General features: G+C 60.7%; 18 protein-coding genes. 10 read left to right on the forward strand and 8 right to left on the reverse strand.

Annotated elements, in window-relative coordinates; translation table 11 throughout:
* Positions 1–78: 78 nt before the first annotated feature.
* From K3180_RS04240 to K3180_RS04255, 4 genes are read left to right on the forward strand one after another with little or no spacing between them, the layout of a single operon-like run.
* Positions 79–1212: an ABC transporter permease gene (locus tag K3180_RS04240; protein ID WP_221538436.1), complete on the forward strand. Its 1134-nt coding sequence runs from the start codon at positions 79–81 to the stop codon at positions 1210–1212.
* Positions 1209–1913, forward strand: a complete 705-nt coding sequence (locus tag K3180_RS04245) for an ATP-binding cassette domain-containing protein (RefSeq protein ID WP_221538437.1) — start codon at positions 1209–1211, stop codon at positions 1911–1913. The genes K3180_RS04240 and K3180_RS04245 overlap by 4 nt, the downstream gene beginning before the upstream one ends.
* Positions 1913–2905 (forward strand): efflux RND transporter periplasmic adaptor subunit, encoded by a 993-nt coding sequence (locus K3180_RS04250; RefSeq protein ID WP_221538438.1) that lies wholly within the window; start codon positions 1913–1915, stop codon positions 2903–2905. The genes K3180_RS04245 and K3180_RS04250 overlap by 1 nt, the downstream gene beginning before the upstream one ends.
* Positions 2905–4314 carry an efflux transporter outer membrane subunit gene (locus tag K3180_RS04255; protein WP_221538439.1) on the forward strand — a complete coding sequence of 470 codons (1410 nt, stop codon included), beginning with the start codon at positions 2905–2907 and terminating at the stop codon, positions 4312–4314. Before K3180_RS04250 ends, K3180_RS04255 begins: the two co-directional genes overlap by 1 nt.
* Positions 4315–4375: 61 nt before the next feature.
* Here the strand turns inward: K3180_RS04255 and K3180_RS04260 are convergent, their stop codons facing one another.
* From K3180_RS04260 to K3180_RS04275, 4 genes are read right to left on the reverse strand one after another with little or no spacing between them, the layout of a single operon-like run.
* On the reverse strand, positions 4376–5050 hold the full coding sequence (locus tag K3180_RS04260) for an exopolysaccharide biosynthesis protein (RefSeq protein ID WP_221538440.1): 675 nt from the start codon (positions 5048–5050) through the stop codon (positions 4376–4378).
* A gap of 57 nt (positions 5051–5107) precedes the next feature.
* Positions 5108–5557, reverse strand: coding sequence for a MaoC family dehydratase (locus K3180_RS04265; RefSeq protein ID WP_221538441.1), 450 nt, complete (start codon positions 5555–5557; stop codon positions 5108–5110).
* A complete protein-coding gene (locus K3180_RS04270; RefSeq protein ID WP_221538442.1) occupies positions 5557–6975 on the reverse strand; it encodes an aldehyde dehydrogenase family protein in 1419 nt (472 codons plus the stop codon). Before K3180_RS04270 ends, K3180_RS04265 begins: the two co-directional genes overlap by 1 nt.
* Positions 6976–7002: 27 nt before the next feature.
* Positions 7003–8079, reverse strand: coding sequence for a CaiB/BaiF CoA transferase family protein (locus K3180_RS04275; RefSeq protein WP_221538443.1), 1077 nt, complete (start codon positions 8077–8079; stop codon positions 7003–7005).
* Between the two features lie 165 nt (positions 8080–8244).
* On the opposite strand from K3180_RS04275, the gene moaA reads away from it, so the two are divergent.
* The 5 genes from moaA (at position 8245) to K3180_RS04300 (ending at position 13211) form a co-directional block, all read left to right on the forward strand.
* Complete coding sequence (gene moaA, locus K3180_RS04280) at positions 8245–9246, forward strand: GTP 3',8-cyclase MoaA (RefSeq protein WP_221538444.1); 1002 nt, start codon at positions 8245–8247, stop codon at positions 9244–9246.
* 11 nt (positions 9247–9257) lie between these two features.
* A complete protein-coding gene (locus K3180_RS04285; RefSeq protein ID WP_221538445.1) occupies positions 9258–10442 on the forward strand; it encodes a molybdopterin molybdotransferase MoeA in 1185 nt (394 codons plus the stop codon).
* A gap of 172 nt (positions 10443–10614) precedes the next feature.
* Positions 10615–12168: an MFS transporter gene (locus tag K3180_RS04290; protein WP_247710308.1), complete on the forward strand. Its 1554-nt coding sequence runs from the start codon at positions 10615–10617 to the stop codon at positions 12166–12168.
* Between the two features lie 156 nt (positions 12169–12324).
* Positions 12325–12861 carry a hypothetical protein gene (locus K3180_RS04295; protein ID WP_221538446.1) on the forward strand — a complete coding sequence of 179 codons (537 nt, stop codon included), beginning with the start codon at positions 12325–12327 and terminating at the stop codon, positions 12859–12861.
* Between the two features lie 92 nt (positions 12862–12953).
* The gene (locus K3180_RS04300; RefSeq protein WP_221538447.1) at positions 12954–13211 is read left to right on the forward strand and encodes a hypothetical protein; all 258 of its coding nucleotides are present in this window, start codon (positions 12954–12956) and stop codon (positions 13209–13211) included.
* Between the two features lie 145 nt (positions 13212–13356).
* Here K3180_RS04300 and K3180_RS04305 read toward each other — a convergent pair whose 3' ends face one another.
* Positions 13357–13644 (reverse strand): hypothetical protein, encoded by a 288-nt coding sequence (locus K3180_RS04305; protein ID WP_221538448.1) that lies wholly within the window; start codon positions 13642–13644, stop codon positions 13357–13359.
* A gap of 147 nt (positions 13645–13791) precedes the next feature.
* Positions 13792–13956, reverse strand: coding sequence for a hypothetical protein (locus K3180_RS04310; RefSeq protein ID WP_221538449.1), 165 nt, complete (start codon positions 13954–13956; stop codon positions 13792–13794).
* A gap of 189 nt (positions 13957–14145) precedes the next feature.
* On the opposite strand from K3180_RS04310, the gene K3180_RS04315 reads away from it, so the two are divergent.
* Complete coding sequence (locus K3180_RS04315) at positions 14146–14766, forward strand: DUF305 domain-containing protein (protein WP_221538450.1); 621 nt, start codon at positions 14146–14148, stop codon at positions 14764–14766.
* Here the strand turns inward: K3180_RS04315 and K3180_RS04320 are convergent, their stop codons facing one another.
* Positions 14767–15528 carry a glutaredoxin family protein gene (locus tag K3180_RS04320; RefSeq protein ID WP_221538451.1) on the reverse strand — a complete coding sequence of 254 codons (762 nt, stop codon included), beginning with the start codon at positions 15526–15528 and terminating at the stop codon, positions 14767–14769.
* The gene (locus tag K3180_RS04325; RefSeq protein WP_247710309.1) at positions 15525–16004 is read right to left on the reverse strand and encodes a DUF411 domain-containing protein; all 480 of its coding nucleotides are present in this window, start codon (positions 16002–16004) and stop codon (positions 15525–15527) included. The genes K3180_RS04320 and K3180_RS04325 overlap by 4 nt, the downstream gene beginning before the upstream one ends.
* Positions 16005–16068: the final 64 nt, after the last annotated feature.

Here is a 16068-nt window from a genome sequence, read left to right on the forward strand (position 1 = left end):
TCAATTAAACGTAATCGTTCAATAATGGACGAGTCGGGACAGTGTGGCAAGTTTGGCCAAGCAGGAAGCAGCGACGACATGATCTGGATCGCGATCCGCATGCTCACCGGCGATGCCCAGAAATTCTTCGGTCTCGTATTCGGGATCGCCTTTTCGACGCTCCTGATAACGCAGCAGCTGACCATTTTCGTGAACCTGCTCGAACGCGGTGCCAGCGGGGTCTACAACGTGTCGAGTGCAGATATCTGGGTCATGGACCCGGTCAGCCGCACCACCGATGTCGCCTATGCCATGCCCTCCACCGCGCTCGACAAGGTTCGCGGCGTGCCGGGAGTTGAATGGGCCGTGCCCCATATCCGCGCAAACGCCTCCGTGCGTACGAAAGATGGCGATCTCGAAGGTGTCGCGGTCATCGGGGTCGACGATGCTACCCTGATCGGCCTTCCGAAAAACATGGTCGAAGGGTCGGCAGACGTTCTTTCGCGCCCCGACAGCGTCATCATCGACGACGTTGGAACCACGCGCATGTTTCCCGATCAATCACCCATCGGCGAGCGGCTCGAGCTCAACGATCAGCGCGCCGTGATCCGGGGAATCGCGGATGCCATCCCGAGCTTCACCAGCACAGTCGTGCTCTATACCAAATATAGCAATGCGCTGAACTATGTCCCCGGCACGCGCAACCGGCTGTCGTTCGTTCTCGTGGGGGCCGAGGATCCTGCGGCGGCGAAAACGCTCTCCGAACGTATCGAACGCGAGACCGGCCTGAAGGCGCAAACGCGCGAGGAATTCGCGCGCGATGGCGTCCAGTTCATCATCGACAATACGGGCATACCGCTCAACTTCGGGATCACCGTGGCGCTCGGCTTTATCGTGGGAGTCGCCATCGTCGGCCTGACCTTCAGCCTTTTCATCCGCGACAACATCAAGCAGTTCGGCGCGCTCAAGGCCATCGGCGTGACCAATGGCAAGATACGCAGGATGGTCGCGGCGCAGGCAGGTCTGGTCGGATTGATCGGCTACGGGCTCGGCGTGCTCGGCACCGTGGGTTTCATCTCCGCCTTTTCCTCCGACCCGACTTTCAAGGGCTTTTACATTCCGTGGCAGATCCCGATCATCAGCCTGGTCGCGGTCGCGCTCATTCTCGGCCTGACCGGCTGGCTGGCCTTGCGGAGCGTGCTGAAGACCGAACCCGCGGCGGTGTTCCGGTGAGCGCGCCCGCGATCTGCACGCGCGCAGTCACGCGCGACTTCCAGGCGGGTCAGCAGACCATCACCGTGCTGCACGGGATCGACCTCGATGTGAAGGCGGGAGAGATGACCTTTCTCGTCGGCGAGAGCGGGTCGGGCAAGACCACGCTCATCTCGATCATGTGCGGTATACTCTGGCCCACGCAGGGAGAGGTGAAGGTCTTCGGCACCGACATTTACGATCTCAGCGACGACGAACTCGTCGAATTCCGGTTGAACAACATCGGCTTCATCTTTCAACAGTACAATCTGATCCCGTCTATCGATGCCGCGAGCAATGCTGCCGTGCCCTTGATGGCGCAGGGCATGGACCGTGAAGAAGCGCGCATGCGCGCGGTCGCCATGCTGGAAAAGCTGAATATCGGCGATCAGGCCGCCAAGCTGCCGAACCAGCTTTCGGGCGGACAGCAGCAGCGCGTCGCCATCGCGCGCGCTCTTGTGCACGAACCCCGTCTGGTAGTGTGCGACGAGCCTACCGCTGCGTTGGATGCTTCGTCGGGACGACGGGTGATGGACCTTTTACGAGAAGTGGCCGTCGCCGAAAATCGCGCCTGCATCATCGTAACACACGACAATCGTATCTTCGATCTCGCCGATCGCATCCTCGTGCTCGAGGACGGCGTGGTTACTCATGACGGCACTGAAATGCCGGAGGATCACTGATGGCCCTTGATATCAAATCGCTTAGCTTCACCCGCCAGATACTGCCCCTAATCGCGGTAATCGGGCTTGTGCTTGCTGCCTTCTACATCTTGTCCGGCCAGCCCGATCGGGAACTGTCGGATCCCGACCGCGAACCACCGCGCGCACCCGAAGCGCTGGCGAACGAAGCACGCGTTGCAGGATCGGGCGTGGTAGAGCCGTCGAGCGAACTGGTGCAGATCGGCTCCGCGCTTTCGGGACTGGTCACCGGAGTATTTGTCCAACCGGGGGAAAGGGTCAGCGAGGGGCAGACCCTGTTCACCGTCGATGACCGTCAGGTGCGCGCTCAATTACGCGAGGCCGAAGCCGCCATTGGCGAAGCACGCGCAGCAATAGCGGAAGCGCAGAGCGCCGAGGCGACTGCCAGCCGTCAGCTTGCGCTGTACCGCAGTGTCGACGATCCCGCCGCCGTAAGCCGTAGCGAAGTCATCCGCGCAGAGGGCGAAGCGAGCGCAGCGGCAGAGCGCTTGCGGCTTGCCCGCGCCCGGCTCGATGCGGCGCAGGCCCGGGCGGCTTCGGCACGCACCGAAATCGGCCGGTTGACCATACGCGCACCTATTGCCGGCGAAATCCTGGCGGTGAATATCCGCAAGGGCGAATATGTCTCGACCATGGGCGGAGGCGGATCACAACCCTTTATCGAGATGGGCCAGACACAGCCGATGCATGTGCGCATCGATATCGATGAGGAACAGGCTCCCCGTATCGCACTAGGACAGCCTGCCACCGTCTCACCCCGCGGTGCAGCCGAGCAGCAGGTGAAAGCCAGCTTCGTGCGTGCCGAACCGCTCGTCGTGCCGAAGCGGTCGCTGACCAATTCGGCTGCGGAACGCGTCGATGTGAGGGTGTTGCAGGTCATCTACGAACTGCCTGCCAGCGCAACCGGCGACACTGGCATATTTCGGGTCGGCCAGCAGGTCGATGCCTATATTCCGGCCAGGCAGAGCAAGTGATGCGGCAAATCCTCCTCCTCGCGGGCACGGTGGCACTGGCCTCATGCGCTGCCGGACCGTCGCCAGAAGTAGCGACCCCGACACCGGTGCTGTCTCCCCAATTCCTCTATGCGCCTGACGTCCAGACTGATGCGGAGCTGGCCGCTCTCCTTCCGCAAGACGACCCCGGCTTCGGCACACTCGCGGCCCAGGCTCTGGCCAGCTCGCCAACCCTGGCGGAAGCACTCGCCCGCATCGACCAAGCCCGCGCGGTTGCGGATCGAGATGGGGCGGAACGTCTGCCCTCGGTCGGGGCGAACGCTTCGGTCACAGGCCAGCGCACAAATCCCCGACAGTTCGGCGCCTCGCTTCCTCCTGGCGTGAGCATCGATACCGAACGGGTCAGCTACGCCGCCAACCTCACCGCTCGGTGGGACCCTGACCTGTTTGGTCGCTTGCGAGCACAGGAACGCGCAGCGTTGGCGCGGATAGATGCCGCCAACGCCTCTTCACGCGCAGTACGCAACGCTCTCCTCTCGGAGATTGCCGCCAGCGTTATCGACTGGCGGACACTCGAGGCGCGACAGAAAGCAATCGAAGAAGATATTGCAGCTGCCGAAGGTCTTGCTCGATTGGCGGGTGTGCGCGAACGGGCAGGCATCGCGCCTGGCTTCGACAGGGTCCGCGCCCAAAGCGCCGCCGATGCCTCCCGTAGCCGCCTAGCCGCTTTGGAGAGCGAGCGCGCCCGGCTGACCGGCAGGCTGGTGACGCTGACGGCACAGGGAGCAGCGCAGGTTCACGCAGCGCTGGCCCTTGATCCTCCTGTTGCCGAACTTCCTCCCCCTCCAGCCGCCCTGCCATCGACGCTGCTTGTGAACCGGCCCGACGTGCTGTCTGCGGCTGCAGAGCTTGCAGCAGCGGATGCCGAACTCGCTGCAACTGCACGTCGCAGGTTTCCCTCTTTTGACCTCTCTGCTGCGCTCGGATTGCTCGCTTTCAGTCCTGCCGACCTGTTCGACGAGGATAGTCTGGTAGGATCGCTCGCCGCTTCGGTTGCCGCACCCCTGTTCGACTTCGGTCGGATCGAAGCGGAAATAGACGGCGCAGCCGCCACAAAGCGAGCGGCGTTCCAAGCCTATCGCGGATCGGTCTATGCCGCACTTGGTGACGCGGAGGCCGGATATGGGCTTATCGCAGCTGCAGACCGCGAATTGGCGGCAGCACAGGCGGAGGCAACCAGCCTGCAGCGCGCCGCACGTCTGGCGGAAACGCGCCAGCGGGCGGGACTCGCCGATTTCCTAACGGTGCTGGAGGCTCGCAGGGCAGCCGACGCAAGCGGCGAGCGGGCGGCAGCAGCACTTGGCCGCGCAAGAAGAGCGCGGGTCCTGCTGTGGCAGGCCTTGGGCGGAGAGGTTCAGCCGGACGATTGAAAGATGTCGGCGGATTTACGCTGAAATAATAAGCGCGTTGCTCGTCATCAGGGTGAAGCGATCAACCCACCCGAAGTGCAGTGTCTGCCGAAGTCACGGTCACCAAGCCCCCGGCTCCACCTTCCTCGTCATCCGACGTGTAATAGTAATAGGTCCCACCACCTATCGCGGCGACTGCCAATAGCAATGCAAAGAGCATCACCAGTCCATCGTGCACGATCAAGGCGAGGCCGATGGCAGCAATCGCGAGCATAGGGCCGGAACTGGCGAAAGGGAGGAACTCGAGCGGTGGAACTGTGACGCACAGAATGATGACTGCCAGTGCCGCGACCTTAAGCCCGATCCCTCCAGTCAGTTTCCCGAGCCGGTCCTTGCTGTGCCCGTCCAGCCAGTGTGCGATGCCGCGCAGCTTCTTGACCGACTTGTGCAGCTTCTTAGCGCCGACCGCACGTCTCTGAATGAATTGCGGCATCCATACGTGGTCCTTTCCAAACAGCACTTGGACCGCGACAAGCGCGATGATCACAGCAAGAAAGGTCGGGACGCCAGGGATACCGCCCACGGGAGTGATCTCGATCAGGGCGGGCAGCATAATGAAGGGTCCGAAGCTGCGCCCGCCGAAATCGTCGAGCACATCGCCGATGCAGACCTTGTCGTTATGCGCCGCCAGCTCGTCGAGTTCGCCGATCACATCCTCAACGCTTTTCGGTTCGTGCCGGGTCTTATCGTCGCTCACTCGCTATCCCCTTCGCCCCTCAACGCACGATGGGACGAAAGGGGTGCCAACGGCCGTTCAGCCGCTTTTCCTGAGCAGCGCCGAACGTTCGCACCGGCATACGACCTCGCTGCGCTGGTTCACTGCTTCGTGCAGGAAAGTGACGATACCCGTGTCGGGCCGCGACTTGCTGTCGCGCAGTGCAATTACCTCGCTGGTGGCATGCAGCGTGTCGCCTATGAACACCGGTTTCGGCATAATCAGCTTGTCGTAACCCAGATTGGCAACCAGTGTGCCGAGCGTCGTATCCCCTACACTCAGCCCCACCATCAGCGAGAAGGTAAAAGTCCCATTGACCAGGATCTGCCCGAACTCGCTTTCCTTCGCCGCTTCCACGTCGAGGTGGAGCGGCTGCGGATTGTGGGTCATAACGGTGAAGAAGAGGTTGTCCGCTTCCGTCACCGTACGCCGGATTTCATGCGTCAGCCTGTCACCGACCTGCCATTCGTCGAAGAACTTACCCGCCATCAGCTGTGGCCCATCACGGCTTTCACCTCGAGGAAATCGTGGAAGCCCCACTCGCCCCATTCGCGGCCGTTGCCGGACTTCTTGTAGCCGCCGAAGGCCGCATTCATGTCATAACCGCCATTGATAGCGACACGACCAGCACGGATACGTTTGGCGAGGCTGCGGGCGGTTTCGATGTCTTCGCCGGTGATCGCACTGGCAAGCCCATATTCGGTGTCGTTGGCGATGCGGATGGCATCGTCATAATCGTCGTAACCAAGGATACAGAGTACCGGTCCGAAAATTTCCTCCCGCGCAATGGTCATATCGTTGTCGACATCGGCGAATACGGTCGGCTTCACATAATGGCCGGTCTCCAGACCTTCGGGCTTGCCGGGGCCGCCCGCCACCAGCGTGGCACCTTCCTCGATACCCTTTTCGATGAGCGCCTGAATCTTGTCCCACTGCGTGCGGCTGACGACTGGCCCGATTGCCGCGTTGCCCTTCGGATCGCCCGGGATCACACCTTCTGCAGCTTCTTTCGCCACGGCCTTGGCTTCTTCCATACGCTTGTGCGGCACGAGCATGCGGCTCGGCGCAGTACAGGTCTGGCCGGAATTGCCCATCATCGAGACTGTCCCCTTGGCCACCGACTTCGCGAATGCGCTGTCGTCGAGAACGATGTTCGGGCTTTTTCCGCCCAGTTCCTGCGCCACCCGCTTGACGGTGTCGGCAGCGTTCTTGGCGATTGCGATGCCTGCACGGGTCGAGCCTGTGAAACTGACCATGTCGATGTCGGGATGACCGCTGATGGCTTCGCCCACAGCCGGCCCATCGCCATTGACCAGGTTGAACACACCTGCAGGCACGCCCGCAGCATCCATGATCTCTGCAAATATATACGCGTTGAAAGGCGCGATTTCGGACGGCTTGAGGATCATGGTATTGCCAGTCGCCAGCGCGGGGAACACCTTGCAGGCGATCTGGTTCAGCGGCCAGTTCCACGGGGTGATCATGCCGACCACGCCGATCGGCTCCCACACGTGGAGCGTCGGGCCATCCTGACGTTCGAATTCGAAACCTTCCAGTATCTCGATTGCCTTCTGGCAGTGTCCGGCGAGCAGGCCCACGTGTGGCCCGTTGGCGAGGCTCAGCGGCGCGCCCATCTCGTCGCTGACAGCGGTCGCGAGTTCTTCCTTGCGGTTTTCGATTTCGGCCTGGATTGCACGCAGCAGCGTGAGCCGTTCTTCCCTGCTGGTTTGACTGAAGGTCTCGAAAGCTCGGCGCGCGGCGGCAACTGCCTTGTCGACATCGGCCTTCGTGCCGAAACTGATGTGACCGATGGTCTCTTCCGTCGCGGGGTTTTCGACCGCTACGGTGTTTTCCGTGACCGGATCGACCCATTGGCCGTCGATGTAGAACTTCGTGAATTCGCGCATGAGGTATCTCTCCTTTTGCCCGCTCCACTAGCCCCTTGTCGTCCAGCGCGCCACCACCTCTTCGCCATCTTCTGCACTGTCGCGAATCGTCCCTGGCGTGCGACCGAAACGCGGTGCCGGCGCCGTGTGCGAAAGACCGCCGTGCTCGACGAATGCCCCGCGCGCTTTCATATGCGGATGATCCTTAGCTTCATCCAAAGGCACGACCGGGGCGAAGCACGCGTCGGTTCCTTCGAGCAGCGCCACCCACTGCGCCTGAGTCTTGGTCCTGAACAGCGCGGCGAGCTTTTCGGCGTAGTCGTCCCAGTTCTTCGGATCGAGCTGTCGCTCGGCAAGCTCCTTCGGCGCGTCTGCACGAGCCAGCAGTTCTGCATAGAATTGCGGCTCGATAGCACCCACGCTGATCTCGCGGCCATCGGCACATTCATAGCAGCGGTAGAAATGCGCCGCGCCCCCTAACAGCCCTGCTCCGCGCTCGGTCGTTCGCAATGCGCTATGCGGCTGGCCGTAGAAAAAGCTCATCAGACTGGTCACGCCATCGACGATTGCCGCGTCGACGACCTGACCCTTCCCGCTCTTTTCGCGTTCGTAGACCGCCGCAAGGATCCCGAAGGCGCAGTACATCGAGCCGCCGCCGAAATCGCCGACGAGGTTTTGCGGCGGAATGGGCAACTGCCCCTTCGCCCCGATACTGTCGAGCGCCCCGGTGATGGCGATGTAATTGAGATCGTGGCCAGCTGCCTGCGCGAGCGGCCCCTCCTGCCCCCATCCGGTCATGCGAGCATAGACGAGCCGCGGGTTGAGCGAGAGCATTTCATCCGGACCGAGCCCCAGCCGTTCCATCACTCCTGGGCGGAAGCCTTCGACGAGAACATCGGCATGTGTCAGCGCCTTCTTGACGAAAGCCTGACCGTCTTCACTCTTGAGATCCACCGCCGCCCTGTTGCGCGCCCTTTCGACTACCGCATTCATTGGCTGGTGTCCGGGCCGTTCGATCCGCACCACTTCCGCACCCAGATCGGCAAGGAGCATCGCCACGTGAGGCCCCGGCCCAATCCCCTGAAACTCGACAACTTTGAGGCCTGCCAGAGGTCCGTTGCTCATTTTTCTCTCCCGATCTTGCGTTTAGTCCACACAAATCCAAACAGTCCGCAATTGCAACCGAAATGGCTGTACCCCCACGCCATCGCGAACGGTGGCCTTGTTGCAGGGGAGCGTATATGTCTCGGGTCAATGTCACTGTTAGCCCCTCAAGCCGGCGACACGCATATGGATCGAATCGCTGATCGCGTCCCTCTTCACGACGGATTCGGACGGCGCTTCACCTATCTTCGCCTCTCCCTGACCGAGCGCTGCAATTTCCGCTGCAGCTATTGCCTGCCGCAAGGCTTCGTGAAGAAGAAAGGCTTGCCAGCCGAACTTTCGCCTGACGAAATCCGCCGTGCAGTGAGCGCTTTTTCGCAACTTGGCCTTCGCAAGGTGCGGTTGACGGGCGGGGAGCCCACGGTTCGTCCGGATTTCACGGAAATCATACGCGAATTATCCTGCATCGAAACGGTCAGGCGCATCGCGATGACGACCAATGGCTACCGCCTCGCCGAACGGGCGGCCGAATGGCGCGAGGCGGGGATCGACGCGGTAAATGTCAGCATCGACACGCTCGATCGTGAAGGTTTCGCCAAACTGACCGGTCATGACCGGCTGTCCGAAGTCGTCGCCGGTGTCGATGCAGCGATCGATACCGGATATTCCTCGGTCAAGATAAACAGCGTGCTTCTCCGCGCATTGGAAGGTACCGGTTGGGAAAAGGTACTGGAATTCGTCGCGCAACGGGACGTCACCTGGCGCTTCATCGAATTGATGCGCACCAACGACAATGCGCAATATCATGCACAACAGTCGACGCCGGGAGAAGCCATCCGCGAACGGCTTTTGCACTCCGGCTGGACCCCTGTTGCACGGGAGCGAGATGCCGGACCGGCAATCGCATACAGCCATCCACACTACCGCGGTCGCATCGGCCTGATCGCGCCCTACTCGCCCGGCTTTTGCGACAGCTGCAATCGGCTGCGCCTTTCCAGCCGAGGCCGGCTGCATCTTTGCCTTTTCGGGAAGGAAGGTTTCGACCTACGGAATTACCTCCAGCACGAAGACCAGCAATCCGAGCTGATCGATCGCATAGTCTCGGCGATGCCATACAAGGCTATCGGTCACCGCCTCCATGAAGGCGACAGCGGGGCCACGCCGCACCTCGCCTCCATCGGCGGCTGAGAAGACGAGCGATGCTGAGCTTTGACGAAGCCATCGCGCTAATGGCTGAGAATGTCAGACCTCTAGGTACCGAATCAATACCACTAGAACAATCGGCTGGCCGCTTCCTCGCTGAAGACCTTCGTGCGCGAAGCGATGCTCCGCGAAGCGACGTCTCGGTCATGGATGGTTATGCCGTAAGACTTGATTCCCTCGGAGAAACGGACTCGCTGGAGGTTGTCGGCGAAGCGCGGCCAGGCGCTCCTTTCGAAGGCAGCTTGGGAAAGGGTGAAGCGATCCGTATCTTCACCGGCGCGGCCATTCCTTCGGGTGCCGACTGCGTAATCATGCAGGAATACACGCGCGCCGAGGGTAACGCCGTATCCTTTTCCCCAGGTCATAGACCGGAGCGACACATACGCACCGCAGGGAGTGATTTTCGCACTGACGACGTGATCCTCGAAAGCGGAACTTACCTTACACCGTCGATAATCGTGCCCGCCTCCGCCGCCGATCAAGCCATAGTAATGGTCGCAAGACGGCCGAAGATCGCCATCATAGCCACTGGCGACGAACTCGTATCCCCCGGCAAGGCATTCGCGATCGATTCAGCGGTGCCGGATTCGATCAGCTACGCAGTTGCCTCCCTGTGCAAAGTAGGGGGAGCGCAGGTGATATCTCGAGTCCGGAGTCCCGACGAGCTTGCCGAACTCACCAAGCATGCTTGTGAAGCAGTCGCGATGGCCGACTGTATCGTGGTGACCGGCGGCGCCTCTGTCGGCGAACGCGACCTTGCGCGGCCAATGTTCGCGGACACAGGAATGGACCTGATCTTTTCCATGCTCGCCATCAAACCGGGAAGGCCGGTATGGTTCGGTTTGGCCGGCGCGAAGCCCGTTCTGGGATTGCCCGGCAATCCTACCTCGGCCATGGTGACAGCACGCTTGTTCCTGCGCCCACTATTGGCAAGATTGCAGGGCGGACCGGTTGAAAAGGAACTGAACTTCGTCCCGGTAAGGCTGGCGTCGCCCCTGCAGAGCTCCGGAAAGCGGGAAACATTCGTACGAGCGTCATCGACGGCAGAGGGATTGGTACCAGTTGGCAATCAGCAGAGCGGCGCTCAATCGCCGCTCGCCGTTGCCGATTGGCTTATCCGAATTCCTCCGGGCTCTAACGCATACACTGCAGGTGCTTTCGTAAAGGCTTTGGCGCTGTGATCGAACAGGTTGGGGCAGATGCCGAGGGAGTAATCGTATGGTATTTAGGGTCGCCCCGACACTGCCTACGACAGAAGCTTTGGCAATGTCGGGTGCATCAGGATCTCGGTGGTTCCGGCGTGAACCGCCCGGGTCGATTGCCTGAACCGCTTTCAGCGAATAAGGCCCGCCGATGTCTGCGACCGTACAATCCGGCTTCAACTCGATACTAGGCGAAAGAGCCGCATTTTTCTGGCTCGGTTGCGGGGCCATCAGTGCAGGTATCCTGCTTCACCTCCCGATGCTGGTTCATGCTCATCACATGGGCGACAACCGTCTTGTCGGCATGCCGATGGATCCCTGGATGTATCTGGGAATGGCGCTGATCGCGCTCGGTGTTCCGCTCTCGTGCTGGGGGGCCTTGCCCAAGCATCGGACGCCGCATGGCGATGCAGCGGGCACAAGCTACGAAGCGCACGATTCCACCCCCCTTACGCGCTGGCATGCCGGCGTGCTGGTCGTTCTGACTTTGGGCCTGGTAATCGATGTCATGAAGCCTGCCACTCTCGGTTTCGTGCTCCCGGGCATGAGCCGCGAGTATGAAATCTCGCAATCCAAGGCGGCACTGCTGCCTTTGATCGCCCTGACGGGAACCACTATCGGCTCCTTCGTCTGGGGCTGGCTGGCAGATATATACGGACGCCGCGTGTCGATCCTGCTGTCGACGATCCTGTTCGCCTCGACCGCCATCTGCGGAGCGATGCCTTCGTTCTTCTGGAACCTTGTAATGTGTTTCCTGATGGGGCTGTCGGCGGGCGGAATGTTGCCGGTCGTCTATACGCTCCTTGCCGAGGTGATGCCGCCACGCCATCGTTCGTGGGTACTGGTCCTGGTCGGCGGCACCGGCCTGATCGGGGGATACCTTGCGGCCAGTGCTGCCGCCCATGCGTTCGAGCCCGATTACGGGTGGCGGGTCCTCTGGCTTCAGGGCTTTCCGAGTGCCTTGCTGCTTCTGGCACTTGCGCGCCTCATCCCCGAATCGCCCCGGTTCCTGGCCGAGCAGGGCCGGACGAGCGAACTCGCCAGAATGCGGGAAAGATTCGGAATAGTACCCCGCCCCAAGGTCGTCGCACCGCAGGATGCCGCCACCGCCCACCAGCGCCACAACGGGCTGACGGCCGCGTTGACGATAGCCGCTTTGTCGTGGAGCTTCGTCAATTTCGGCCTTCTCCTATGGCTTCCGAGCGACCTCCAGCAGAGGGGCTATTCCTCGGAGCTCGCCAGCGGGATTCTTGCCAGCTCCGCCCTTCTGGCCTTGCCCACGGTTGCACTGGCAGCCTGGCTCTACAGCCGCTGGAGCAGCAAGTGGACGCTTGTCGGAACGGTGCTGCTCACCCTGATCGGTCTCGTCGGCGCCCTGCTCCCCGCTTCTCTGCTATCGTGGCCTCCGCTGCTGGTGGCGGTGATCGCCATTCTCATCGTCGGAACCAACGGCATGATCGCCGTGCTGTTGCCTTATACTGCGGAGAATTACCCGCTTGGCGTGCGCGGGCGGGCGACAGGACTCGTTGCGGGCAGCAGTAAGTTCGGCGGTGTAGCGGTGCAGGGCTTTGCGCTTGTCGGCCTTATCCCGACACTGGGAGGAGCCGCGCTCGCCTTGTTGGTCCCCATGACAGTTTCTACAGGACTAATCGCCTGGGCTGGCCGTGAAACGCGCGGACGCAGCCTGCGTGAACTGGAGGCCTAGCCGCGGTCTCATCGTCACTAGGACCCGTAAAACGAAAACACCCGTGCTGGAGGTCGAGTCGAGCCGGTTGAGCAACGGCTCGTCCCGTTTAGGGTTGTGCCAAGGCATGTGGCCAATAGGTCGGCAGCACCTTTCACGCCAACCAGCGAGATTTTCATGAATTTCAAGTATCTTTCCGCCGCCGCGCTTGCCATCGGAATTGCCAGCCCCGCCATCGCGCAGGATGTTGCAGCACCCAGCAGTGCGGCCACGGTAGAAGCCGGCACCACGATCTACGGTTCCGATGGTGCCGCGATTGGCACCGTTGCGCGCGCCGAGGGCGAACTGCTCCTGCTCAATGTCAATGAGCGCGCAGTGCCGATTCCCCGCAACGCCGTTACCAGCGGCGAAAGCGGAGCGACGATCAATATCACGAAGACCGAACTGGTTGCGCAGTTCGACCAGCAGATGGCAGCTTTCGAAGCGAAACTCGATGCCGCTCTCACTGCCGGCGCAGCCGTAAAGACGGCCGACGGTCAGGCGCTGGGCACTATTCAAGAGGCTTCCAGTGCAGCAGTTGTTGTCGAGAGCACCGAGGGACCGGTCACGTTGCCGCGCGAACTGATGACCCTCGACAATGGGGGAGCACTGATCGTTCGGGCAACGCTGGATCAGATCAAACAGGCGATGAGCGCCGAACAGAGCCAGGGATAAGGAAAAGGCAAGGGGCGTGAATTTGACCTCACGCCCCCTTCCGGCCATAGTCGCTACACTGCCACTTCCGAGCAGATACAAGGGGATATGTAATGAAATTCAAGCCCGTAACACTGGTGGCTTCGGCCTTTGCCTTCGCCGCACTCGGTGCCTGCGCTGAAAGCGAGCAGGAAGCCCAGGAAGACCTGGTTGAACAGGAATACGAAGCTCAGGAAGACGTCCTTGAAGAACAGGCCGATCTTGCTGAAGCCCAGGGCGATGAAGCAACCGAAGAAGCGCTTGACGCCGAAGCGGATGCCATGGGCGAAGCTGGGGATCAGGCTGAAGACCAGGTCGAAGAACAGTACTGAGCTTAGCGTCAGCACATTCTTGCGTGCTGGCTTAAATCTGGCGGCATCTGTCTCATTCGACGGGCGCCGCCATTTTCATGCGTGAGCGCGAAGTGGCCGCGCTGCAGATCGGCAGGTCACAAAGCGCCTGAAAATCGGAACTCGATTAACCGGACTGGCTGGAATTAGTTTCGAGTTCCTGGCAATTCGCGTTGTCTGCAACCTCCCATACGCGATCCGACCGACCGTCCCGTTCCCTCGCGAAGTTGACGACGGGGACAAGATCCTGCTGCACGTTGCGCGTTTCGTTGTCGCACAAGATGGTGAGAACCCGATCCTTAATTCGGGCGTTTTCCGAAATCGATGGAGATTGCTCGCGGCCGCTGGTATCCTCGACAGTACATGATGCCAAGGTTGCTCCGGCGAGGGAAAGAAGCAGAAAACGCAGTTTCACGAAGAGTATTCTGACCGGAGCGAGCAGACTTGCAAGTGCCATTGCTTCAGCTCATCAGGCGGGAAACTCCACCTGCCGCAGTTTGATTGCAGAGGTTTTCATCCGAACAGGAATTGGGGTTTCCCTGATCACCCTTTGTGGCAGCCGCTACTCTTCGAAAAAGGTGTCTTCTTCGTCATCCATGTCGGCATTCTGGGGTGTATCGTCCAGACTGAGGATTCCCCACACAATTGCGCCCGCGATGAGCCCCGCAATCAACAGGGCCCGAAAACACCCTCGATTGTAGTCCTTAAGTCTGGGAATTTCAGTCATTTCTCTTGCGGTACGGATACTGTGCTTCGAGTTCCATTTCAGTACACTATCGCGAAACATACAGGGTGGCCATAAGCTTCTCTTCAGACCGGAAAAGCGGCGCGGGTCTTCGGGCCCGGCAGCCCCTAGACATCCGTTTGCCCGGAACCAGACGTCTCACGGGGGTGTAATCCCGGTGAGGAGGTTGAAATGGCAGAAGAGAATACAGAAGCAGGACAGGACCGACATCCCGGGAAATGGGCTACATTCGGGGCAATGATCGCGACGTCCATCGTCACGATGTTCGTCCTCAAATATTCGAACGTCTACGAGACCGGCCACATATGGTTCAGCCAGACCCGCATGTGGATGGCCCTGATGATGGGCATGGCAATGATAGCCATCATGCTCGGCTTCATGTGGGGAATGTATCGCACGCTTCTAACCAAGATTCTGGTCATGGTCGGGGCAGCAGTCGGCTTTGTGCTGTTCCTGTACCTCGCCCGGAGCCAGTCGATGGTCGATGATCGGGCCTACATGAAGGCGATGATTCCGCATCACTCGATCGCTGTGCTCACCAGCCGGCGTGCGGAAATCACGGATCCGCGTGTACGCGAGCTTGCCGATGCGATCATCGAGGCGCAGGTGAAAGAGATAGCGCAGATGGAATTGCTGCTCGAGGACATCGAGGCAAATGGCGAGATGGGCGGAGATACACCACTAAAGCCCCGCACGGCCGAACTGACACCGTCACTACGAGCCGAGGCGGAAGCGGCGGTCAATCGCGAGGTGACGCCGGAAATGCGCGAGAAACTCGATTCTCTGCCGTGATCACATCACAATCCAGCCGAGGGCTTTCGCGCCCATCCACAGGCCCATACCGATCATGAACAGATTCTCGGTGAGCGAGACGAAGCCGAGCGGTACATTGCTGTTGCCCCCCACGCAGGCACATTTGAGTTCGCGCTTGTCGATATAGACGGCCTTGAAGACGCTGACTGCCCCGACGGTGCCGATGAACAGCGAAACGGGAACTGAAATGATCGGCAGAGCATGCGCCACCATCAAAATACCCGCCAGAGCCTCACCGAACGGGTAAACGTATCCGTAGCGGACCCAGCGCCGTGCCAGCAGATCGTAGTTCAGGAACATGGTCGAAAAACTGCGAATGTCCTGGAGCTTCTGGATAGCAAGCAGTGCCATTGACAGGCTCACGAACCATTCGATGGCTTGCACGGTAAAGATCGTATCGAAGACATACCAGCTGATCGCGAGACCAAGCAGGAAGGCCACGCCAAATATGGCCATGACGGGCTGGTAACTCGTTTCGCCTTCCTTCGGCTGGCTACGCGATTTGCCGAGAAATGCGCGCAGGTCTTCGTACCCACCAATTCGCTTTCCATCGATGAAGGTCTGCGGCGTGGTTTCGACCCCGTGCTTCTCCTTGAAGGCGTCGGTTTCTTCGCGACTTATGAGATGATGGTCGTCGACTGAAAAGCCTTCCCGCTTCAGCAGGTCGACGGTCTTCAGCCCATAGGGGCAGAGATGGCCGGGCATGACCATCCGATACACGGTCGCGGTCTTAGCGCTCATGAGGCGTTACCCGGATAGCTGGCCCAGACGCTGCGACCTTCGGGGCCGAACGCGATCACCTGGAAAGGCTGGCGATGATTGCCATGCTCCATGCCGGGCGAACCCATGGGCATGCCGGCGACCGCAAGACCGGTTACACCTTCGGGACGCTCGGCCAGAAGGCGCTCGACATCGGCAGCGGGGACGTGGCCTTCGATTACGTATCCGTCGGCCAGTACCGTATGGCAGGACCTGAGATCGTCGGGTACGCCATTCTGCGACTTCACCGATGCCATGTCGGGATGGTTCACCGTCTCGACGACATGTTTTTCGCCCTGCTCCATGTGGTCAGCCCACGCGAGGCAGCAGCCGCAATTCGGATCGCGGTACATGGTGAAGGTTGCAGCCTGCGCGGCACAGGCGGTGAGTGCGGTCCCCAGGAGCATTGCCCCGGCGAAAGAGCGGCGGGCGATCGCGCTGCGAAGGAAATGAAGCATGGCAAACTCCTTTTGGATTGACGGAAAGAGGACAGAGACGAACGGCATAGTAGCGGGATCTGCG

It is taken from the genome of Qipengyuania huizhouensis (assembly GCF_019711635.1).
GTDB lineage: Bacteria > Pseudomonadota > Alphaproteobacteria > Sphingomonadales > Sphingomonadaceae > Qipengyuania > Qipengyuania huizhouensis.